15 protein-coding genes and 5 pseudogenes are annotated in these 16,424 nt (G+C 46.0%); 5 read left to right on the top strand and 15 right to left on the bottom strand.

What is annotated here, in order from left to right:
* Positions 1 to 20: 20 nt before the first annotated feature.
* Positions 21 to 347, bottom strand: coding sequence for a thioredoxin TrxA (gene trxA, locus V3224_RS15285; protein WP_032114322.1), 327 nt, complete (start codon positions 345 to 347; stop codon positions 21 to 23).
* Between the two features lie 121 nt (positions 348 to 468).
* Here trxA and rhlB point away from each other — a divergent pair, with 121 nt between their 5' ends.
* Both rhlB and gppA read left to right on the top strand, forming a co-directional pair.
* A complete protein-coding gene (rhlB, locus tag V3224_RS15280; protein WP_334471519.1) occupies positions 469 to 1,755 on the top strand; it encodes an ATP-dependent RNA helicase RhlB in 1,287 nt (428 codons plus the stop codon).
* A gap of 8 nt (positions 1,756 to 1,763) precedes the next feature.
* Positions 1,764 to 3,259: pseudogene (gene gppA, locus V3224_RS15275) on the top strand (guanosine-5'-triphosphate,3'-diphosphate diphosphatase); the annotation flags it as partial.
* Positions 3,260 to 3,294: 35 nt separating this feature from the next.
* On the opposite strand, the gene rep reads toward gppA, so the two are convergent.
* Positions 3,295 to 5,313 (bottom strand): DNA helicase Rep, encoded by a 2,019-nt coding sequence (gene rep / locus V3224_RS15270; protein ID WP_334471517.1) that lies wholly within the window; start codon positions 5,311 to 5,313, stop codon positions 3,295 to 3,297.
* 460 nt (positions 5,314 to 5,773) lie between these two features.
* Here rep and V3224_RS30070 point away from each other — a divergent pair.
* Positions 5,774 to 6,214: pseudogene (locus V3224_RS30070) on the top strand (M10 family metallopeptidase C-terminal domain-containing protein); the annotation flags it as partial.
* A gap of 75 nt (positions 6,215 to 6,289) precedes the next feature.
* Here V3224_RS30070 and ilvC read toward each other — a convergent pair.
* From ilvC to V3224_RS15240, 6 genes and pseudogenes are all read right to left on the bottom strand, one after another.
* A pseudogene (gene ilvC / locus V3224_RS15260) lies at positions 6,290 to 7,471 on the bottom strand (ketol-acid reductoisomerase); the annotation flags it as partial.
* Between the two features lie 125 nt (positions 7,472 to 7,596).
* Positions 7,597 to 8,157 (bottom strand): annotated as a pseudogene (locus tag V3224_RS15255) (Mom family adenine methylcarbamoylation protein); the annotation flags it as partial.
* 17 nt (positions 8,158 to 8,174) lie between these two features.
* Positions 8,175 to 9,149: an IS701 family transposase gene (locus V3224_RS15250; protein ID WP_334472044.1), complete on the bottom strand. Its 975-nt coding sequence runs from the start codon at positions 9,147 to 9,149 to the stop codon at positions 8,175 to 8,177.
* A 51-nt stretch (positions 9,150 to 9,200) separates the two neighbouring features.
* A pseudogene (locus V3224_RS15245) lies at positions 9,201 to 9,383 on the bottom strand (protein mom); the annotation flags it as partial.
* A gap of 51 nt (positions 9,384 to 9,434) precedes the next feature.
* Entirely contained in the window at positions 9,435 to 9,536 is a 102-nt protein-coding gene (locus V3224_RS30065) for a Com family DNA-binding transcriptional regulator (protein WP_442890477.1), read from the bottom strand.
* Between the two features lie 252 nt (positions 9,537 to 9,788).
* On the bottom strand, positions 9,789 to 10,379 hold the full coding sequence (locus V3224_RS15240) for a recombinase family protein (protein WP_334471514.1): 591 nt from the start codon (positions 10,377 to 10,379) through the stop codon (positions 9,789 to 9,791).
* A gap of 92 nt (positions 10,380 to 10,471) precedes the next feature.
* Here V3224_RS15240 and V3224_RS15235 point away from each other — a divergent pair, with 92 nt between their 5' ends.
* Positions 10,472 to 10,933 (top strand): hypothetical protein, encoded by a 462-nt coding sequence (locus V3224_RS15235; RefSeq protein WP_334471512.1) that lies wholly within the window; start codon positions 10,472 to 10,474, stop codon positions 10,931 to 10,933.
* Positions 10,933 to 11,466 carry a tail fiber assembly protein gene (locus V3224_RS15230; protein WP_334472043.1) on the top strand — a complete coding sequence of 178 codons (534 nt, stop codon included), beginning with the start codon at positions 10,933 to 10,935 and terminating at the stop codon, positions 11,464 to 11,466. The genes V3224_RS15235 and V3224_RS15230 overlap by 1 nt, the downstream gene beginning before the upstream one ends.
* A gap of 15 nt (positions 11,467 to 11,481) precedes the next feature.
* On the opposite strand, the gene V3224_RS15225 is transcribed toward V3224_RS15230, so the two are convergent.
* Genes V3224_RS15225 through V3224_RS15195 form a run of 7 tightly spaced genes read right to left on the bottom strand, consistent with a single transcriptional unit; the run spans position 11,482 to position 16,383 of the window.
* Entirely contained in the window at positions 11,482 to 12,633 is a 1,152-nt protein-coding gene (locus V3224_RS15225; protein ID WP_334471510.1) for a tail fiber protein, read from the bottom strand.
* The gene (locus V3224_RS15220; protein WP_334471508.1) at positions 12,633 to 13,184 is read right to left on the bottom strand and encodes a putative phage tail protein; all 552 of its coding nucleotides are present in this window, start codon (positions 13,182 to 13,184) and stop codon (positions 12,633 to 12,635) included. Before V3224_RS15220 ends, V3224_RS15225 begins: the two co-directional genes overlap by 1 nt.
* A complete protein-coding gene (locus V3224_RS15215; protein WP_334471506.1) occupies positions 13,175 to 13,444 on the bottom strand; it encodes a baseplate J/gp47 family protein in 270 nt (89 codons plus the stop codon). The genes V3224_RS15220 and V3224_RS15215 overlap by 10 nt, the downstream gene beginning before the upstream one ends.
* On the bottom strand, positions 13,441 to 14,235 hold the full coding sequence (locus V3224_RS15210; protein WP_334471504.1) for a baseplate J/gp47 family protein: 795 nt from the start codon (positions 14,233 to 14,235) through the stop codon (positions 13,441 to 13,443). Before V3224_RS15210 ends, V3224_RS15215 begins: the two co-directional genes overlap by 4 nt.
* Positions 14,236 to 14,673, bottom strand: coding sequence for a phage GP46 family protein (locus tag V3224_RS15205; protein WP_334471502.1), 438 nt, complete (start codon positions 14,671 to 14,673; stop codon positions 14,236 to 14,238).
* Positions 14,670 to 15,275, bottom strand: coding sequence for a phage baseplate assembly protein V (locus V3224_RS15200; protein WP_334471500.1), 606 nt, complete (start codon positions 15,273 to 15,275; stop codon positions 14,670 to 14,672). The genes V3224_RS15205 and V3224_RS15200 overlap by 4 nt, the downstream gene beginning before the upstream one ends.
* Positions 15,268 to 16,383 carry a phage baseplate assembly protein gene (locus V3224_RS15195; RefSeq protein ID WP_334471498.1) on the bottom strand — a complete coding sequence of 372 codons (1,116 nt, stop codon included), beginning with the start codon at positions 16,381 to 16,383 and terminating at the stop codon, positions 15,268 to 15,270. The genes V3224_RS15200 and V3224_RS15195 overlap by 8 nt, the downstream gene beginning before the upstream one ends.
* Between the last annotated feature and the right edge of the window lie 41 nt (positions 16,384 to 16,424).

Genomic DNA, 16,424 nt, shown 5'->3' with positions numbered 1-16,424 from the left:
TGTTAATATTTTACGGGAAATTAGATATTTTTGTCTAAAAATTCTTTTAATTGAGTTTTAGACAAAAGACCAACTTGCTTATTAATCAGCTCACCGTCTTTAAAAAGTGCTAAAGTAGGAATGCTACGAATACCATATTTAGTCGCTGTTTCAGGATTATCGTCAACATTCAATTTTCCAATAATCAATTTAGCTGCATATTCATCAGCAATTTCGTCTAAAATGGGAGCAATCATTTTACAAGGGCCACACCATTCTGCCCAAAAATCAACTAATACTGGCTTTGCTGCCCCTAGGGCTTTTGTATTAAAATCTCCATCAGATAGATGAATAATTTTGTCGCTCATTGCGATACTCCAAGGATAAAATTTTTATGCTGTTTCAGTCTAACATTAATTTAACCATGCTTGCTTTATTTCAAACAATCTTCTTTCATAAAGCAACCGTTAACTGATATTCTAACACACTATGAGTAAAACACATTTGACAGACAAGAAGTTTATAGACTTCGCCTTACACCCTAAAGTTATTGAAGCCCTCAATAAAAATGGCTTTCATAACTGTACGCCGATACAAGCGTCAACATTGCCTTTTACTGTCGAAGGCCGTGATGTTGCGGGGCAGGCACAAACAGGAACGGGTAAGACATTGGCTTTTCTTACCTCAACATTTCATTATTTACTAACACATCCAACAAATTCAGAACGACAGGTTAACCAACCCAGAGCGCTAATTATGGCTCCTACACGAGAATTAGCGGTTCAGATATATACTGATGCAAAAGAATTAGCCGCTATAACGGGCTTAAAAATGGGTTTAGCTTATGGTGGTGATGGCTACGACGAACAACTGCATGTGCTCCAGTCGGGTGTAGATATTCTTATCGGTACGACCGGGCGTTTAATCGATTATACCAAACAAGGCCACGTTCATTTAGGTCTCATTCAAGTGGTTGTACTTGATGAAGCTGACCGTATGTATGATCTTGGTTTTATTAAAGATATTCGCTGGCTATTTCGTCGAATGCCACCCGCAACTCAACGCTTGAATTTACTCTTTTCCGCAACACTTTCTTATCGTGTTCAAGAACTGGCATTTGAACAAATGAATCAACCCGAATATATTGAGGTAGAACCTCAACAAAAAACAGGTCATCGCATTAAAGAAGAACTTTTCTATCCTTCAAACGAAGAAAAAATGCGTCTGTTACAAACGTTAATCGAGGAAGAGTGGCCCGAAAGATGTATAATTTTTGCTAATACCAAACATCGCTGTGAAGATATCTGGGCTCATCTTGCTGCTGATGGTCACCGCGTTGGCTTATTAACTGGCAATGTAGCACAAAAAAAACGGCTACGCATTCTTGAACAGTTTACTCAAGGCCATTTAGATATCTTAGTTGCAACAGATGTTGCCGCCAGAGGTTTACATATCCCATCTGTCACTCATGTATTTAATTATGATCTACCTGATGATTGTGAAGATTATGTTCATCGTATTGGTCGTACCGGCCGCGCCGGTGAGAGTGGTCATTCAATTAGTCTGGCTTGTGAAGAGTATTCTTTAAATCTACCTGCTATTGAGGAGTATATTCAGCATCAAATCCCTGTCAGCAAATACAACAGTGAAGCATTATTACAAGATTTACCTACACCAAAACCACGTCGTCGTTCACGTACTAATGGAACACGTCGTAACAATAATAGCCAAAGCCGACAGAATAATTCACGCAACAATCGTAAACGTCCGAGCTAATAAATATTATGTTAAAATCATCGCCTTATGCAGCAATCGATCTTGGTTCTAACAGCTTTCATATGTTAGTAGTACGAGAAATTAGAAATTTCTGGTTATGTACAGACCCTTGCTCGCATCAAGCGTAAAGTCAGACTGGCCGCGGGTCTCGATGAAAATAACTATTTATCTCAACAAGCCATGGATCGTGGCTGACAATGTCTGCATCTTTTTTCCGAGTATTTACAAGATATTCCTACTGAACAAGTACAAATTGTTGCTACAGCAACACTTCGTCTCGCTAAGAATGCCGACCTCTTTATTGAGCAAGGAGAAAATATTCTAGGGCATCCCATCAGAATCATTACTGGAGAAGAAGAAGCTCAACTCATTTATCAGGGAGTAGCATATACCACTGGCGGTTCAGATAAACGACTAGTGATAGATATTGGGGGTGGTAGTACTGAAATCATTACCGGTACCAATGTTAAACATAATCAACTTGTTAGCCTTAATATGGGTTGCGTTACCTGGCTTGAACACTATTTTAAAGATCGTAATCTAACCGAAGAAAATTTTGCGCAAGCTGAAACTGCCGCGCATTAAGATCATTAAACCTATCGCGAACCAACTTATTGAGCAAAGTTGGCAAATTTGTGTCGGCGCTTCAGGTACAATACAGACGATTCAAGAAATTATGCTGGTCGCTGGCATGGATGAACGTATTACGCTAGATAAATTACAATTATTAAAAAAAGTGGCAATCACCTCAGGAAAATTAGAAGAGTTGGAAATCAAGGGGTTAACACTAGAAAGTGCGCTAGTTTTTCCCAGTGGTTTAGCTATTCTAATCGCCATATTTGTAGAATTAAAAATCGATCATATGATATTAGCAGGTGGAGCATTGCGTGAAGAATTAATCTATAACATGCTTGATCTGCCTGCAAAACAGAATATACGCGCAGTTACACTCGCTAATATTCAACATCGTTTTCAAGTTGATATTGAGCAGGCTAATCGAGTAAAAAAGCTAACTGAATATTTTTATTCACAATTAAAGAAAAACTTTTATCGTGATAATCACCAAGTTGATGAGCTATTAAAAGGTGCCAGCGCTCTACATGAAATTGGCTTAAGTATTGACGCTCGTCATGCTACTAACCATGCCCATTATCTGATCAGCCATCTTGATATGCCAGGTTATACGCTTACGCAAAAACGCTTGTTAGCGGCTTTGCTCAAAAATCAAACTGGCCCAATTGAGTTAGCGGAATTGACTCAACAAAACGCGATTCCCCTCCAACATGCTATTCTTCTTTGTCACCTTTTGAGACTAGCGATTATTTTTACTCTTCCTCGTCGTGACAATACCATACCGTTATTACGGCTTAGAACAAATAAAGAAACCTTGATCCTAACATTACCTCATCAATGGTTATTGGAACATCCACTTTGTTATGAAAATTTACAGCAAGAAATTCAATGGCAAAGTAATATCAATTGGCCTTTGATACTAGAAGGACAAACTGAATTAACTCAATCTTTTTTAGTTAGCAAAATTTATTTTTTATTTAACCCCAATCTCGCTCTGATATCAGCAATCGCAGACTGTCCTTTTTCCATTCGCTGTTCTGCAGTAACTATCTTTTTATTCTGTTCCCAGAGCAAATCATCTTGAGGTAACTCATGTAAAAAACGACTAATTTCTGGTCGAATAAGTTCACCATATTGACGTCGCTCCCGACAATGAGTAAAAAATAACGCTCGTTGAGCACGGGTTATCCCTACATAAGCAAGACGGCGTTCTTCATCGATATTATCTTCATCAATACTGGTTTGATGGGGTAACAACCCCTCTTCCATACCAACTAAAAAAACGTAAGGAAACTCTAGTCCTTTTGAGGCATGCAAAGTCATTAATTGTACCTGATCTAAATCTTCTGTCGTTTCTCCACGCTCCATCATATCCCTCAATGTAAAGCACGAGACAACCTGCGATAAGGTCATCGCCTCATCGATATCGTTGCCATTAACCATTTCATCCATCCAACCAAACAGTTGGTTAACATTTTTCATCCGCATCTCAGCCGCTTTGCTACTAGTTGATGTCTCGTATAACCAGCTTTCATAATCAATGTCATGCAGTAGATCTCTGACGGCAAGTAGTGGCTCGCGTTCAGCACGTTTGGCAATATTGGCTAACCAATGGGTAAAATGTTGCAATGCTATCAAACCACGACCGGTTAAAGTTTGTTCAAGACCGACATCAAAGCTAGCATTAAACAGGCTTTTTTGGCGCAAAATCGCCCATTCACCCAATTTTCGGATGGTTTTTGGCCCAATTTCACGTTTCGGTATATTAACAATACGGAGAAATGCACTATCATCATCTGGATTAGTGAGGATCCGCAAATAAGCCAATATATCTTTAATTTCTGCCCGTGAAAAAAATGAAGTGCCACCTGAAATACGGTAAGGAATACGATTTTGTAACAATAATTTTTCAAATAGTCGTGATTGGTGGTTACCACGATATAAAATAGCATAATCTTTATATTGGGTTTTATTGATAAAATGGTGGGCAACCAATTCGCCGATCACACGTTCTGCCTCATGATCTTCATTGTTAGCCGTGATAACTTTTAGCGCTTCACCATAACCCAATTCAGAAAATAACTTTTTATCAAAAACATGTGGATTATTAGCAATCAATATATTAGCGGCTTTCAAAATCCGGCCAGAAGAGCGATAATTTTGCTCCAGTTTGATCACATTAAGCTGAGGGAAGTCGTTTTTTAGTAACGCTAAATTTTGTGGTTGAGCACCACGCCAGGAATAAATAGATTGATCATCATCACCAACAACGGTAAAACGTCCACGTTTACCCACTAACAATTTAACCAGTTGATATTGGCTAGTATTGGTATCTTGATATTCATCCACCAGCAGATAACGGATCTTTTGCTGCCAACGCGAACGCACTTCTTCATTCTCATCGAGCAAGCGAGTTGGTTTAGTAATTAAATCATCAAAATCCAGCACATTGCAGCTCGATAAATGTAATTCATAGCGCTGATAACATTCAGCAAACAGCTGATCTTTTTCCGATTTTACCTGCGCCATAACCTGTCTGGCAGTTAATAAATCACTTTTCCAGTTAGAAATTGTTGACGCTAATTGGCGTAACAGATCTTTATCATCTGCTAATAAATCAAAGGTTAGCTCTTTTAGCAAGGCCATTTGATCGTGTTCATCAAACAATGAAAAATTGGCTTTTATGCCTAATGCACTATGTTCCCGTTTAATAATTTCCAATCCTAGGGTATGAAAAGTTGAAACAATTAATCCTCTGGTTTCTTTTTTTCCTAGCGTTTGTCCTACCCGTTCTTTCATCTCTCTGGCGGCTTTATTGGTAAAAGTGACTGCCACCACCTGACGTGGTAAATATCCACGATGACGAATTAAGTAGGCTATTTTATTGGTAATAACGCGAGTTTTTCCTGAGCCCGCGCCAGCCAACACTAAACAGGGACCGTCAACATATTCAACCGCTTGTTGTTGATTGTAATTTAATCGCATAGCGTATTAACTGAGTATTTGTCATTATTCATCATAAGCTAAAATTGTATCAGAAAGAAAATCAGTAAAAAATGTCATAAAAAAACCGCTATTGAGTGATAAAAATATAATTGCTGAAAACCCATATCAGAAATAAAGTTGTTCTACCCTCGAATCATGACGAATGAGGGTAACTTTTCCAAAGCTATTTCATACCGTTAATAAAAAAACTTTAAAACAATTAGTTAGGGTTTTATTGTCGTTGATTTACTCCAGGCTAAACTCTCTAGTACACGAGTTTCGCACCAATAAAAAAACGCTCTATTTTTAAGTTTAATTCAGCATAATATGTAAATAGATAAAACCTTATAAATTAAATATAACTTATTGTAAATTAAGTAAATTTATGCATTTCAGTAACTTGCAGATTAATCATTACTTTTAAGCCATTTCTAGAATTTTATAGGCCTGTGCGAAACTCGTGGATACGTTATTTGGTAATAACGGCGATGATAAATTATCCGGTGGTAAGGGGAACAATATTTTATTCGGCGGTTGTGGCAATGATCACCTATCCGGAGGTAGTGGTGATGACCAATTATTTGGTGGTAGTGGTAACGATCACCTATTTGGAGATAGTGGTAATGATAATTTATACGGCGATAAAGGCGCTGATAGATTAACTGGTGGTGAGGGTAATGATACTTTTAACTACTTGTCACTAGATAATTCTTTGTCTGAATCGCCAGATACCATTACTGATTTTGAGATGGGTAAAGACAAAATTGATATTTCCACACTTAACATAGACTCTGATGATAATTTTGTTGCTATTCAATTAGTCGATCATTTTACTCATAGAAAAAATGAAATGTTATTTAGTTACAGTGAACAAGAAAATCTAACAAAATTAATGTTGGATCATGATGGTGATGGAGTCGGTGAATTCCAAATCAATATCATAGGAAAGATGAATGATATAACTAACATTAAATACTTAGACCCTGTACACGATTCTGTGTACAGGGTCAAAATTCCGTTTACATTCTGCAACAGAAGCAATACCTTTCATATCAGTCATATAATTACGCAGTTTATTACCTATGACCTCAATGGGATGACTACGGATCGCTGCATTGATATCCCGCAATTGCCTATTATCAATGTGGCTAGCGGCCATATTTTTCGCTAAGTCACCTGGCTGTAAAGTTGCCATAAAATCCTTGAGTAAAGGTATTGCAGCAAAAGAGAATAGATAATTACCATATTCTGCAGTATCGGAAATAACGACATTCATCTCATATAAACGTTTCCGCGCAATGGTATTCGCAATCAATGGTAATTCATGTAATGATTCATAATAAGCAGACTCCGCAATAATACCGGCTTGCAGCATAGTTTCATAGGCTAATTCAACCCCGGCTTTAGTCATCGCAACTAATAAAAGACCATGGTCAAAATAATCCTGCTCTAAAATTTTCCCATTATATTCTGGATAATTTTCAAACGCTGTTTGCCTGGTTTCTGCCCGCCAAGACAGTAAATTTTTATCATTATTATTCCAATCTGCCATCATGGTAGATGAAAATTTGCCGGATATAATATCGTCCATATGTAGTTGAAATAATGGCGCCATGATTTCTTTTAGCTGTTCAGATAATGCAAATGCCCGCAATTTAGCTGAATTAGATAAACGATCCATCATCAGTGTAATACCGCCGTGCTTTAAGGCTTCGGTGATCGTTTCCCAACCATATTGTAATAATTTTCCTGCATAACCCGGCTCAATACCGTCTGCAACCATTTTGTCATAACAAAGCAAGGAGCCAGCCTGAAGCATGCCACACAAGATGGTTTGTTCACCCATCAGATCTGATTTTACTTCGGCAACAAAAGAGGATTCAAGAACACCCGCACGATGACCTCCTGTCGCAGCAGCCCATGCTTTCGCAATGGCTATTCCTTCACCTTGCGGATCATTTTCCGGATGAACGGCAATCAACGTTGGTACGCCAAAACCACGCAGATACTCTTCACGTACTTCGGTTCCCGGGCATTTCGGCGCAACCATAATAACGGTAATATCCTGGCGGATCTGTTCACCTACCTCAACGATATTGAAACCATGTGAGTAACCTAATGCTGCACCTGGTTTCATTAATGGCTGAATGGCTTGTATCTATAGCGCGGGAAATCATTTGATACCGAAAGGCAAAATATTTGATACGCTCAAAAATCACACAAATGAAAATTATTTGATACCAATTGTTGTACTGATGTAACGCTTTTATTGTTCCTAAAACATCATGAACTTGGTTTTAACGTTTCCGGCTTAGGATAAAGTTGCACTTTAAATAATTTTGTATTGAGGCGCTTCTTCACGCGTTTGTCCAAAAAGCGGATATATCGGAACTGCTGGAAGCGATGAACAGTTGCACGCTCTATATTGGCCCTCAGGTATTCTCCTCGCTTGCCGCCCCGCGTGATCGCGTTGCGGGCTATTTCGTGATACCACTCACCATCAAGCTCATAGAATCGCGAGTAATGGCTGCCGATATATTCAAAATTACTCGCCTGATACCCCACGCCACAACGCCCACAGCGCTCATCTGCAAAGGATTGCACCCATTGCACTTGAGGATAAAGTAACCTGATAGTTTTCAGTGCATAGCTGATCGCTCGTGACTCTGAATTTTTAGGCATGTCATCATGCAGCCATAAGCGGTTAAGCTCCATATACTCACGATTCCCTGTACCAGAGACCACTTTTGCGCCACTGTTAGGATTCAGGGCGTACCCCCACTGCATCACCCCAACCAAAGCCCTACCGGAGAATACCCCAAGATGTAGCCAGGAATTATTAACACGAGTTTCGCACAAAACTAATTTGGGTACGCTAATAAAACACGGATTTGCTCAGTAATAGCACTTTTGATTACGTCCCAATTTTGTTGATAAAGGGTTATTTTTTCAGATATACGACGTTTATGTTGTTCAAACCACGCAGAAATAGCGAGAAAAATATGATTTCTTTGCGCTCGGCTCGTGCGAGCCTGACAGCGTTCAATACCACAGTTTTGTTTAACTTCTCGATGATAAACTTCAACAGACCAACGGGCATCCATGATAAATTTGACGTATTGACGGGTGGGATTCTCTTTGTTTGTTACTATGTAATCAATACGGCCGTTTTTGGCTGTAAATTTGAAAACGGTTACCCAACCATATCCTCGCAAGTGTATTGACGTTCCTTCTTCTGAGATGTCTAACTTGTTCAGTTGTTTGTTATGGTTAACAATCCTATTTTTCCTCAGCGTGGTTACCCAGATCCAACCATGAGAGCGAATTGATTTCAGGTTATCCAGGCTAGAATACCAAGCATCCATCACTACGGCTTCTGGCATGATCCCTCTTTTTTTAGCAAGAGTGAGCATTTCGGAAAAGTGCGTGTTTTTTGTTTTTCCATCAGAATCTTTATCATAAATAAGATAATTGATAGGAATTGATTCAACCTTCGTCAGATCATGCCAAAGCAAATTAACTAAACCTATGCCAGCAATAACCTCATGTTCATTACCTGAATATTGATAATGGACCATCTCTATTTTTTTACTACGTGTTTTGGCAATCAATGTATCATCGGCAATTAGTACGCAAGGGCTTTTTTTGTCTATAGAAGGTTCAACTAATCGCCATAGGTCTTTAGGTCTAAAACATCTACTTTTTAGCCATCGGCTAACAGTGTCATGAGATAAAGGCGATGGGCTTACTTCTGATAACGCTAAACCAGAGTATCTTAAACTGCTTACTTGTAAGAATGTTTTATAGATATCTTTAATACATGGATAACCCGACAAAATATGAACACCCTGATTTTTTCTTGTTTTTAAATTTATACTTCTTTTTTGGAGATTGCGAAACTCGTGATTAACAAACCGCCGGCTATAATGCCGACTTGTTACAATGACGCGGGCCAGCCAGCAGGCAATGGTTTCTACCCGCAATTCGTGTGAGCCGTATCCAACAATCTGGTCATTATCGAAAATGGGCTGGGGTGGTGTGATAATGCGTGACGTATGTGCGCACTTCATTTCCGGTCTCCGACTGGCGTTCGGAGACGCTGGTTGAGGGATTGCTCATCCTCATTTCATTAAATGCTTTGCAGAGCGGACAATCTGGATGTAAATCGCGTTTGCTTTTGCCAGCAACCGGTGAGAACCACAGCAACGTATCTCTTGTAACATCTTCTGATATCCCTACTTAATCAAGGAATATCATGTTACACATCAAGTATTGTGAATGTGATTAAGCCACTGTAATTGATCTGTTTTAGCGATCGATAAGGCTTTATTGATCGCTAATGACACTTATGTTTCATGTTAGCCGGCGCAAGGTCGGTAGTGCGATTTTCTGATGCGGCGTGCGATATTTGAAGCCAAAACGTGCGATAAATGGTGGGCTACTTTTGTTTCCGTCAGTGCAACGTAATTACACTTTTATTTTTTGTCGGGATCGCTTTGACCTGTTCGAGCATTTAGATTAACTGGACAATATTTGTAGATGCTAGCTAATGAGACGCCATACAGTAATGCCAGCTGCTTTCTACTATTGCCGGACTCAAGTAATTTTTTAGCCTGCTCTTGCTGTGCGGAAGATAATGAGCAAGGTCTCCCCCCGATACGTCCCTTGCTTCTTGCTGCGGCTAAACCTGCCTTAGTACGCTCAACAATCAGTTCTCGCTCCATTTGCGCCAACGCACTCATCACATGAAAGAAAAAACGACCTGCTGACGAAGAAGTGTCGATAGAATCTGTCAAACTATGAAAATGAATACCTTCATCTTCCAGTTTGGAGATTAAAGTAATCAAATGTTTAATGCTACGACCCAACCTGTCGAGCTTCCAGACCACCAGAGTATCCCCCGATTTCAGGCAGTTTAACGCGCGTTTTAATCCGGATCTCTGGTCTGTTTTTCCACTGATTTTATCCTCAAAAATCTGTTCACAATTTGCACAAATCAAGGGTTTTTGCTGTAAATCGGTGTTTTGGTCATTTTTTGACACCTTCATATAGCCAATTTTTGCCATTTTTAACCTTTTCTCAGACCCGGTAAGCCTTGTAATCGCTGGTTATTGTCTAAATTTTACCTAATTTCTCGATTTAATAAAAACTTTGTTTGTTGAAAACGGTAGATTGTGCAAAAAATGCACTGGATAAACGGACCGGCGGAACGGTCAACGGCGGTGTCACATTAGGGCAAAATTTAACCATCTCATGGGGCGGCAGAACGGCCACTTATCATGAAAATGGTGATATTACTGGCCCAGCTTGGGGTGGAGCGTTGAGTGGCTGGATTACCGCCCGTACAAATGAAGCACAAAGCAATGCTTGGCAACATGCCGATCATGTAGCGAACGGCCGTGCCACTTGGGATTATGTTAACACCACGTTTGTACGGGATATTCGATTGGGCCATATGCAGGAGATTCAGATATGGCGAGGTACGGGTTATCGAGATGAACCTCATTATGTAATAACCGGTGTGTATAACGGAAACGTTGATGCCTATGTGGATTATGTTCAGCGCCGGATTTTACAGAAAAACGTTAATGGTAACTGGATAAATGTGTGGTTTATGTGATGAAAAATATTAAAAATTTCAAACGCTACCATCCTGATGCTGTTGATAAAAAATGGCTAGAACACGCTGTTGGTGCAATTTTCCTTATCTCGGAAGATGGTCAAGACTGGTATGAGTGCCAGAAGTTCTTTCAGCCCGATACGATGAAAGTCGAGTATGAAGCCGACGGTGTAATACGCTCAATGGGCTACGATATCAGTGCCTTTTGTCCCGAAGGATGCAGCATAGCAGAAGTATTAGCATGGCCTCAGGAGGCCGCCCCTAACCGAAAATGGTGTTTTATCGATGGTGAGGTTGTTCCACGCATTTATACAGCAGATGAACTCAGGGAGCAAGCGACCCATAAACGAGATTATCTGCTTGAGCAGGCAGCAAAAATCATAGCGCCATTGCAGGATGCGTCAGACCTTGACATCGCTACAGAAGCCGAAAAAGCTTCACTGCTGGCCTGGAAAAAATACCGTGTGCTGCTAAACCGTGTCGATATCAGCAAAAGGCCGGATATTGCGTGGCCGGAAGCACCAAAAAAGTAGTGTGATAATCTGGAGTTAGTAACAAACCAGCTCCCATGTTCTCGGCACTTTAATCCCTGTTCTGGTGTAATCTGCACTGATAATTAACGATTTTCCGACTATTTCGACATAAGTGCCTAAATTGCCCTCGGGAGCAATACCTTTGTATTTTACCGTCGCGTTTGCCGAGAAGATGGCATGAGGGACGGGACAAGGTAAAGATACCGTATAAATCTGTCCAGCATTGAGGGGTGGTGTAACGCCCCATTGCCTGATAAAGCCGGTATCACCACATTTCCACCATCCGTTAGTAGCAAGGTGAGCGGTATTTTTTGCGCCTTTCGCATTGATACGACTATCCACTTCGGCTTTGGTATAAGCGCCGACATTGCTTGCCGGTATACTGATATCTGTACTTCCATTAAAGGCTACACCCGCGATTTTTCTGGCTGTTTGTAGACGTGTTGCTGACGCCGCGTTGACGTCAATATTACCGCTAATTAACATGTTAAAAATTTGTTTATTAATCCACCGATTTTCTTTTTCCAACAAACCAAGGTTTTTTAGAAAAAGATTCTTGTCTGGGATGTCAGCCCCATTTTCATTTTTTGCCAGTTTTTGACTCAACAGTTGCATGACGTTTTCAGCAAATTTGGGGTTATTGCTGATGGCCTTCGCCAGCTTGTTCAGCGTATCTAAATCGGACGGCGCTTTATCAACAACCCCATTCACCCGGTCATTGACCGCCTTGGGTGTCGCGGCGGTAGTTTCGTCCGCGCTGCGAGGGGAACTGTTTAACTGCACAATCTCTTTGCGGTGCACCGTGGCTTCCTGAATACCGTCCTGGGTCGCTAGTTTGCCGAGGCCCAGATGCGTGCGCGCCTTTTGCTGCGCCGTCTTACCCGCTGCCGCAATCTCCGCCAATGCCTGCGTTTTCAGCAGCGCTTCCTGACCGATAATCGCCCGGATAGCCAGCGTCAGCTGATTTAACTTGCCCTTATCCGGGCGGATACCCGCGGCGTCCAGCAAGGCCAGTTGTTCGGCTTGCTGGATATTGAACCAGTCCTCACCCGGCCAGCTGATACCCTTGTGGCCGTCACCCTCGGTAAACCATAACGGCGTGGTGCTCTGGGCTTCTTTCAGCGGCGGCATGGTGGCTATGCCGCTGTTGTTATCTAAAAAATACATTAGCCTTTCTCCTTTTTGTCAGCATACACATAGCGAAAGTCCTGATGCGCCGGCTTATAGCGGTTTAACAGGCATTCGAGTATCCCGGCGTAATAAATCCGCAGCGGCGTGGTGATGGGGTCAAGCACATGCATCGGGCGATAGTCCACGTGGGTCTCAATCGTCACCATCGTGACCCACTGATTGTCCGGCAAGGTGCTCAGGCTCACCGTAAAGCCGTAAGACCGCGCCAGTTCAATGTAAAACTGCCGGTTGAGGCTCGGTTTCATCCGCAGCTTGTTGGCCGCATAGCGCTGGCGCTCATCGATGCCGGCATCGTCGCCGATATCACAGTCCGGTAGCCCTAAAAAACGCTCCCAGTCAGCCAGCAACAGTGTGGCGGTCAGCGGAAAGCGCTCGCTTAGCAATTGCTCGGCGCGTTCGGTGACGCGCGCTGTGCTGCAGGACAGGCCGTCGGCCAGGGACGCCAGCAGCGTATCCGGCGCTTTGTTCCAGGCCAGGCCATTAGGCAGCAGTTGCAGCAGTGCGCGTTGGTGTGCCTTTAAAGCCATGTCATCTCCCCCATCACCAATAGCTCGGTTTTCCCGCTACTGACCGGCGTCAGCGGGCTTTTCAGGACGTAATCCTCCAGTCCGCCTATCCCGGACAGCACACGCCAGAATGCCGAGGGCAACAGGGTTTCGCCCGGCTTGGCCGCCGTGTAAAACAGTTGCCTGAGCGCCTCGCGGATACGGGCCTGGTTATCCGGGGTATTAGGGGCGATACGCAGCGTGATATCGACCTTTTTTGCTCCCGGCGCAAACACCGTCACCGTCGGCCCCTCCGGTTGGCCGACCCACTCGCCGGTGGCCGGGTCCCGGTGGCGCGCGCAATATCGGCCGGGCCGGGGAAAATATCCGGGTGATGGTCCATCACGAAGGTCACGCCCACCGTGCCCGCCCCGTTCCAGGTAGGCAGACCCCAGCTACGGGTAACACCCGGCACCTCGCGCGCCCAGCGTTCGTAATCCCAGCGTGTGCCGCCGCCCGGCGGAAACTGCACCCGATACAGCAGGCGCGACAGCAATTCCTCGACGCGCTCACGGTCAGCGCCGCCCCGGATCCCGGGCACATCGGTCAGCGCCTGCGGGGCCACCCCGGCAATCGGGGTGACAAAACCGAGTAATTGCTCCGCGCCGCAGTCACCTGCCAGCCCCGGCTGGTCGGCCTCGACGTTAACCGTTAAGGTTCCCGCCTTACCTTGGGCGGCGTCTGTCAGGCGGTAAAGCGCGCCGTCGGCCCGTTGCAAACGCGCCCCAACCGGCACACTGGCGGCATCATACAGCGACAGCCTGACCGGGCCGCTGGCCCGGGCGGCCTGCTTGCGCACCACGCCCCAGAAAGCACCGTGTTTGAGCAGTTCGCTTTCGTCGGCGTCGCTCGGAATAATCTGCCGGGCTATCCAGCCCAGGTGCTCATGCTCCAGCGCCGACAGCCCGGCCTGCGCCATCGCCATGGCACCCAGCAGACTGTCCTCGGCCGGCAGCGCGCCCGGCAGGCGTTGCGCCACATCCTGCTGCGTCTGCCTGATAAGCTCGCCGAGCGTGGGTATCTGATACGGCATTTACATCCCCTCCAAACGGGCTTTAAAGGTAAACGGGCGCGCACTGCCGTCCTTGAACGTCAGGCGCACGGTCAGTCGCAGCCAGCCCGGCAGCGGCGCACTCGCCTGGCAATGCAACTGGCTTATCATCCCGGCGTCCAGCAGGCCACGCAGCGCCTCATGGGCGTAGGCTTCCGCCCGCGCCAATACCGCAGGCAGCGCCTTTTCCCGTGACAGCAGCCACAGCCGCGAGCCAACCGGGCGGTCGCGATAACTGTCCGCCCACCATCCGCGCCGGTCATGGCCGCCATCCGGCAGGCGGTCGGAGACCTCGGCACGCCGGTCGGTAAACAGGCACAGCAGCACCGCCGTCGTCAGGCTGTCGTCGGCGAGTAAATCCGTGCCGGCCTGTACCAGCCTGCCCTCACCATTCATCCAGCGTATCGCTACGTCACTCATTGCGGTCCTCCCGTCAGACTGCCCTGGCCATTTTCCTGATGGCGATGGCCGCTGTGTTTGACACCGCCGATAACGGCTTCCGGCGCGGCAAAGGTGCCTTGGGACTCCGCGTCCCCGGCAATCGTCATGTTTTGTTTCACCATCAGGTTTTTCTCAATCACCACATCATCAGTAAAACGCGCGGTCGGGGTGTTAAACACCGCCTCCTGCTCGGCGACCACTTCCAGTGTTTTACAGGTGATGATGCAGCGGCCATCCTGAGTCAGACGCAAGCGATGCCCTTCATAGTGATACAGGCCGCTATCCCCGGCGGGCAGCCCGGTGGGTCGATAACGGCGGTCTTCTACCACCAGGACCGTCGCCTGATCACGACTGCCGCCCAGGCAGGCAAACACCACCTCAGCCCCCGGCAACGGCACGCTAATATGCCCGTATTGCTGCGGGCGCTCGACCTCATCGAAGGTTTCACCGTCCAGCGCCGTCAGCTGGACGTTTTGCGCTTTCAGGCCGTCATTCACCCCGGTCAGGATGCCCCGCCCGAACAACAGGCGGATCCCGCGCATCACCGGGGCAAGCAGCCGTTGTAGTGCGATATTACTCATCGAGTTTATTCCCCTGATTAAGCCAGGCCCGCACCAGACCATCGACGCCACCGTCAGCCCCGCTGGCCTGACGCTCCGCCTCCGCCGGCACGATAAACGCCTCGCGCGGGGCCAGTGTTAACGTTGTGCGTTCCCCCTTGTCCGCATCGAGATCAAACTGCACCTGGCTAATCAACAGGTCACGACTGACCATGGACAGACGCGGCGCAATGACGCGGGTCAGCCGGTTGGTCTGCCACAGTTCGCCGTTTTCGCGTCGCCAGCCCTTGACCACGGCGGTAAAGCGCTCTGACTGGGCCAATGCCCGGCGACTTTCCCGCAGGGCGCGCGCCCGTGCGGTGGCGGGGGCCAGTGTGCTGTCAGCCAGAATGACTTTGGGGCGATAACGCCCAATCGCGGGATCGTCGCTTTCTCCCTTGGGGGCAGCGCGCAGCGCGCTGGTGTTGGCATCGCCCGCGTGACCGCCTCCGCCGCCGTGGCCTTTAACCCGATACTGACTGTGACGGTCGCGCCAGTCCTCGGTGTACTCGGCGGACAACAGATTTTCACCCAGACGCAGGGTGTCAGTGGCGGTGTTCGCCGCCTGGGTAAACACCAGATCGCCGTCCGCATCACTGGTCACCAAAACGCCCCGGTGACGCGCCGCCCGGCTCAGCACATCCGCCACGCTTTCAGACAGTTCAAGGGTAAAGGAGGTAAAGGGTTTGGCGGCCTCGGGGTCAGACACCGCCCAGCGCACCGCAATGCCAAAAGGTTTGCACAGGTCTTGCGCAATCTGTTGCAGGGTGCGGTGACGCCATTGCCCGCCCGGATAGACCGCCGAACAGTCCACCAGATCGCCGGTTTTATCCCGGCCCTTTATCGTGACCTGTGCCGCGTCGGCTCCCATCTTGTGCGACACGCTGTCCAGGTAGCCGGTGATGACCGGTTGCCCGTCAAGGGTCAGCGCGAGCGTTCCGCCGGCGCGCAGGCTGTCGGGCAACGCCTGGCCGGGCATCATGATCCCGAGGGTAAAATCCCCGGCCAGACGCGCCAGCCCGCGGGTAATGCTGACCGAGAGCCAGTGGGTAAAAATCCGGTTGTCGATGAGCAACGCCACCTCAGCCACCGAGCACCTCCACGCGCTCGCCACCCGGCACAAACAGCGGA

The sequence above is a fragment of the Arsenophonus sp. PmNCSU2021_1 genome (assembly GCF_036919435.1).
GTDB lineage: Bacteria > Pseudomonadota > Gammaproteobacteria > Enterobacterales > Enterobacteriaceae > Arsenophonus > Arsenophonus nilaparvatae.
Note: the sequence above shows the minus strand (reverse complement) of the source record. Positions and strands in the feature narration are given on the sequence as shown.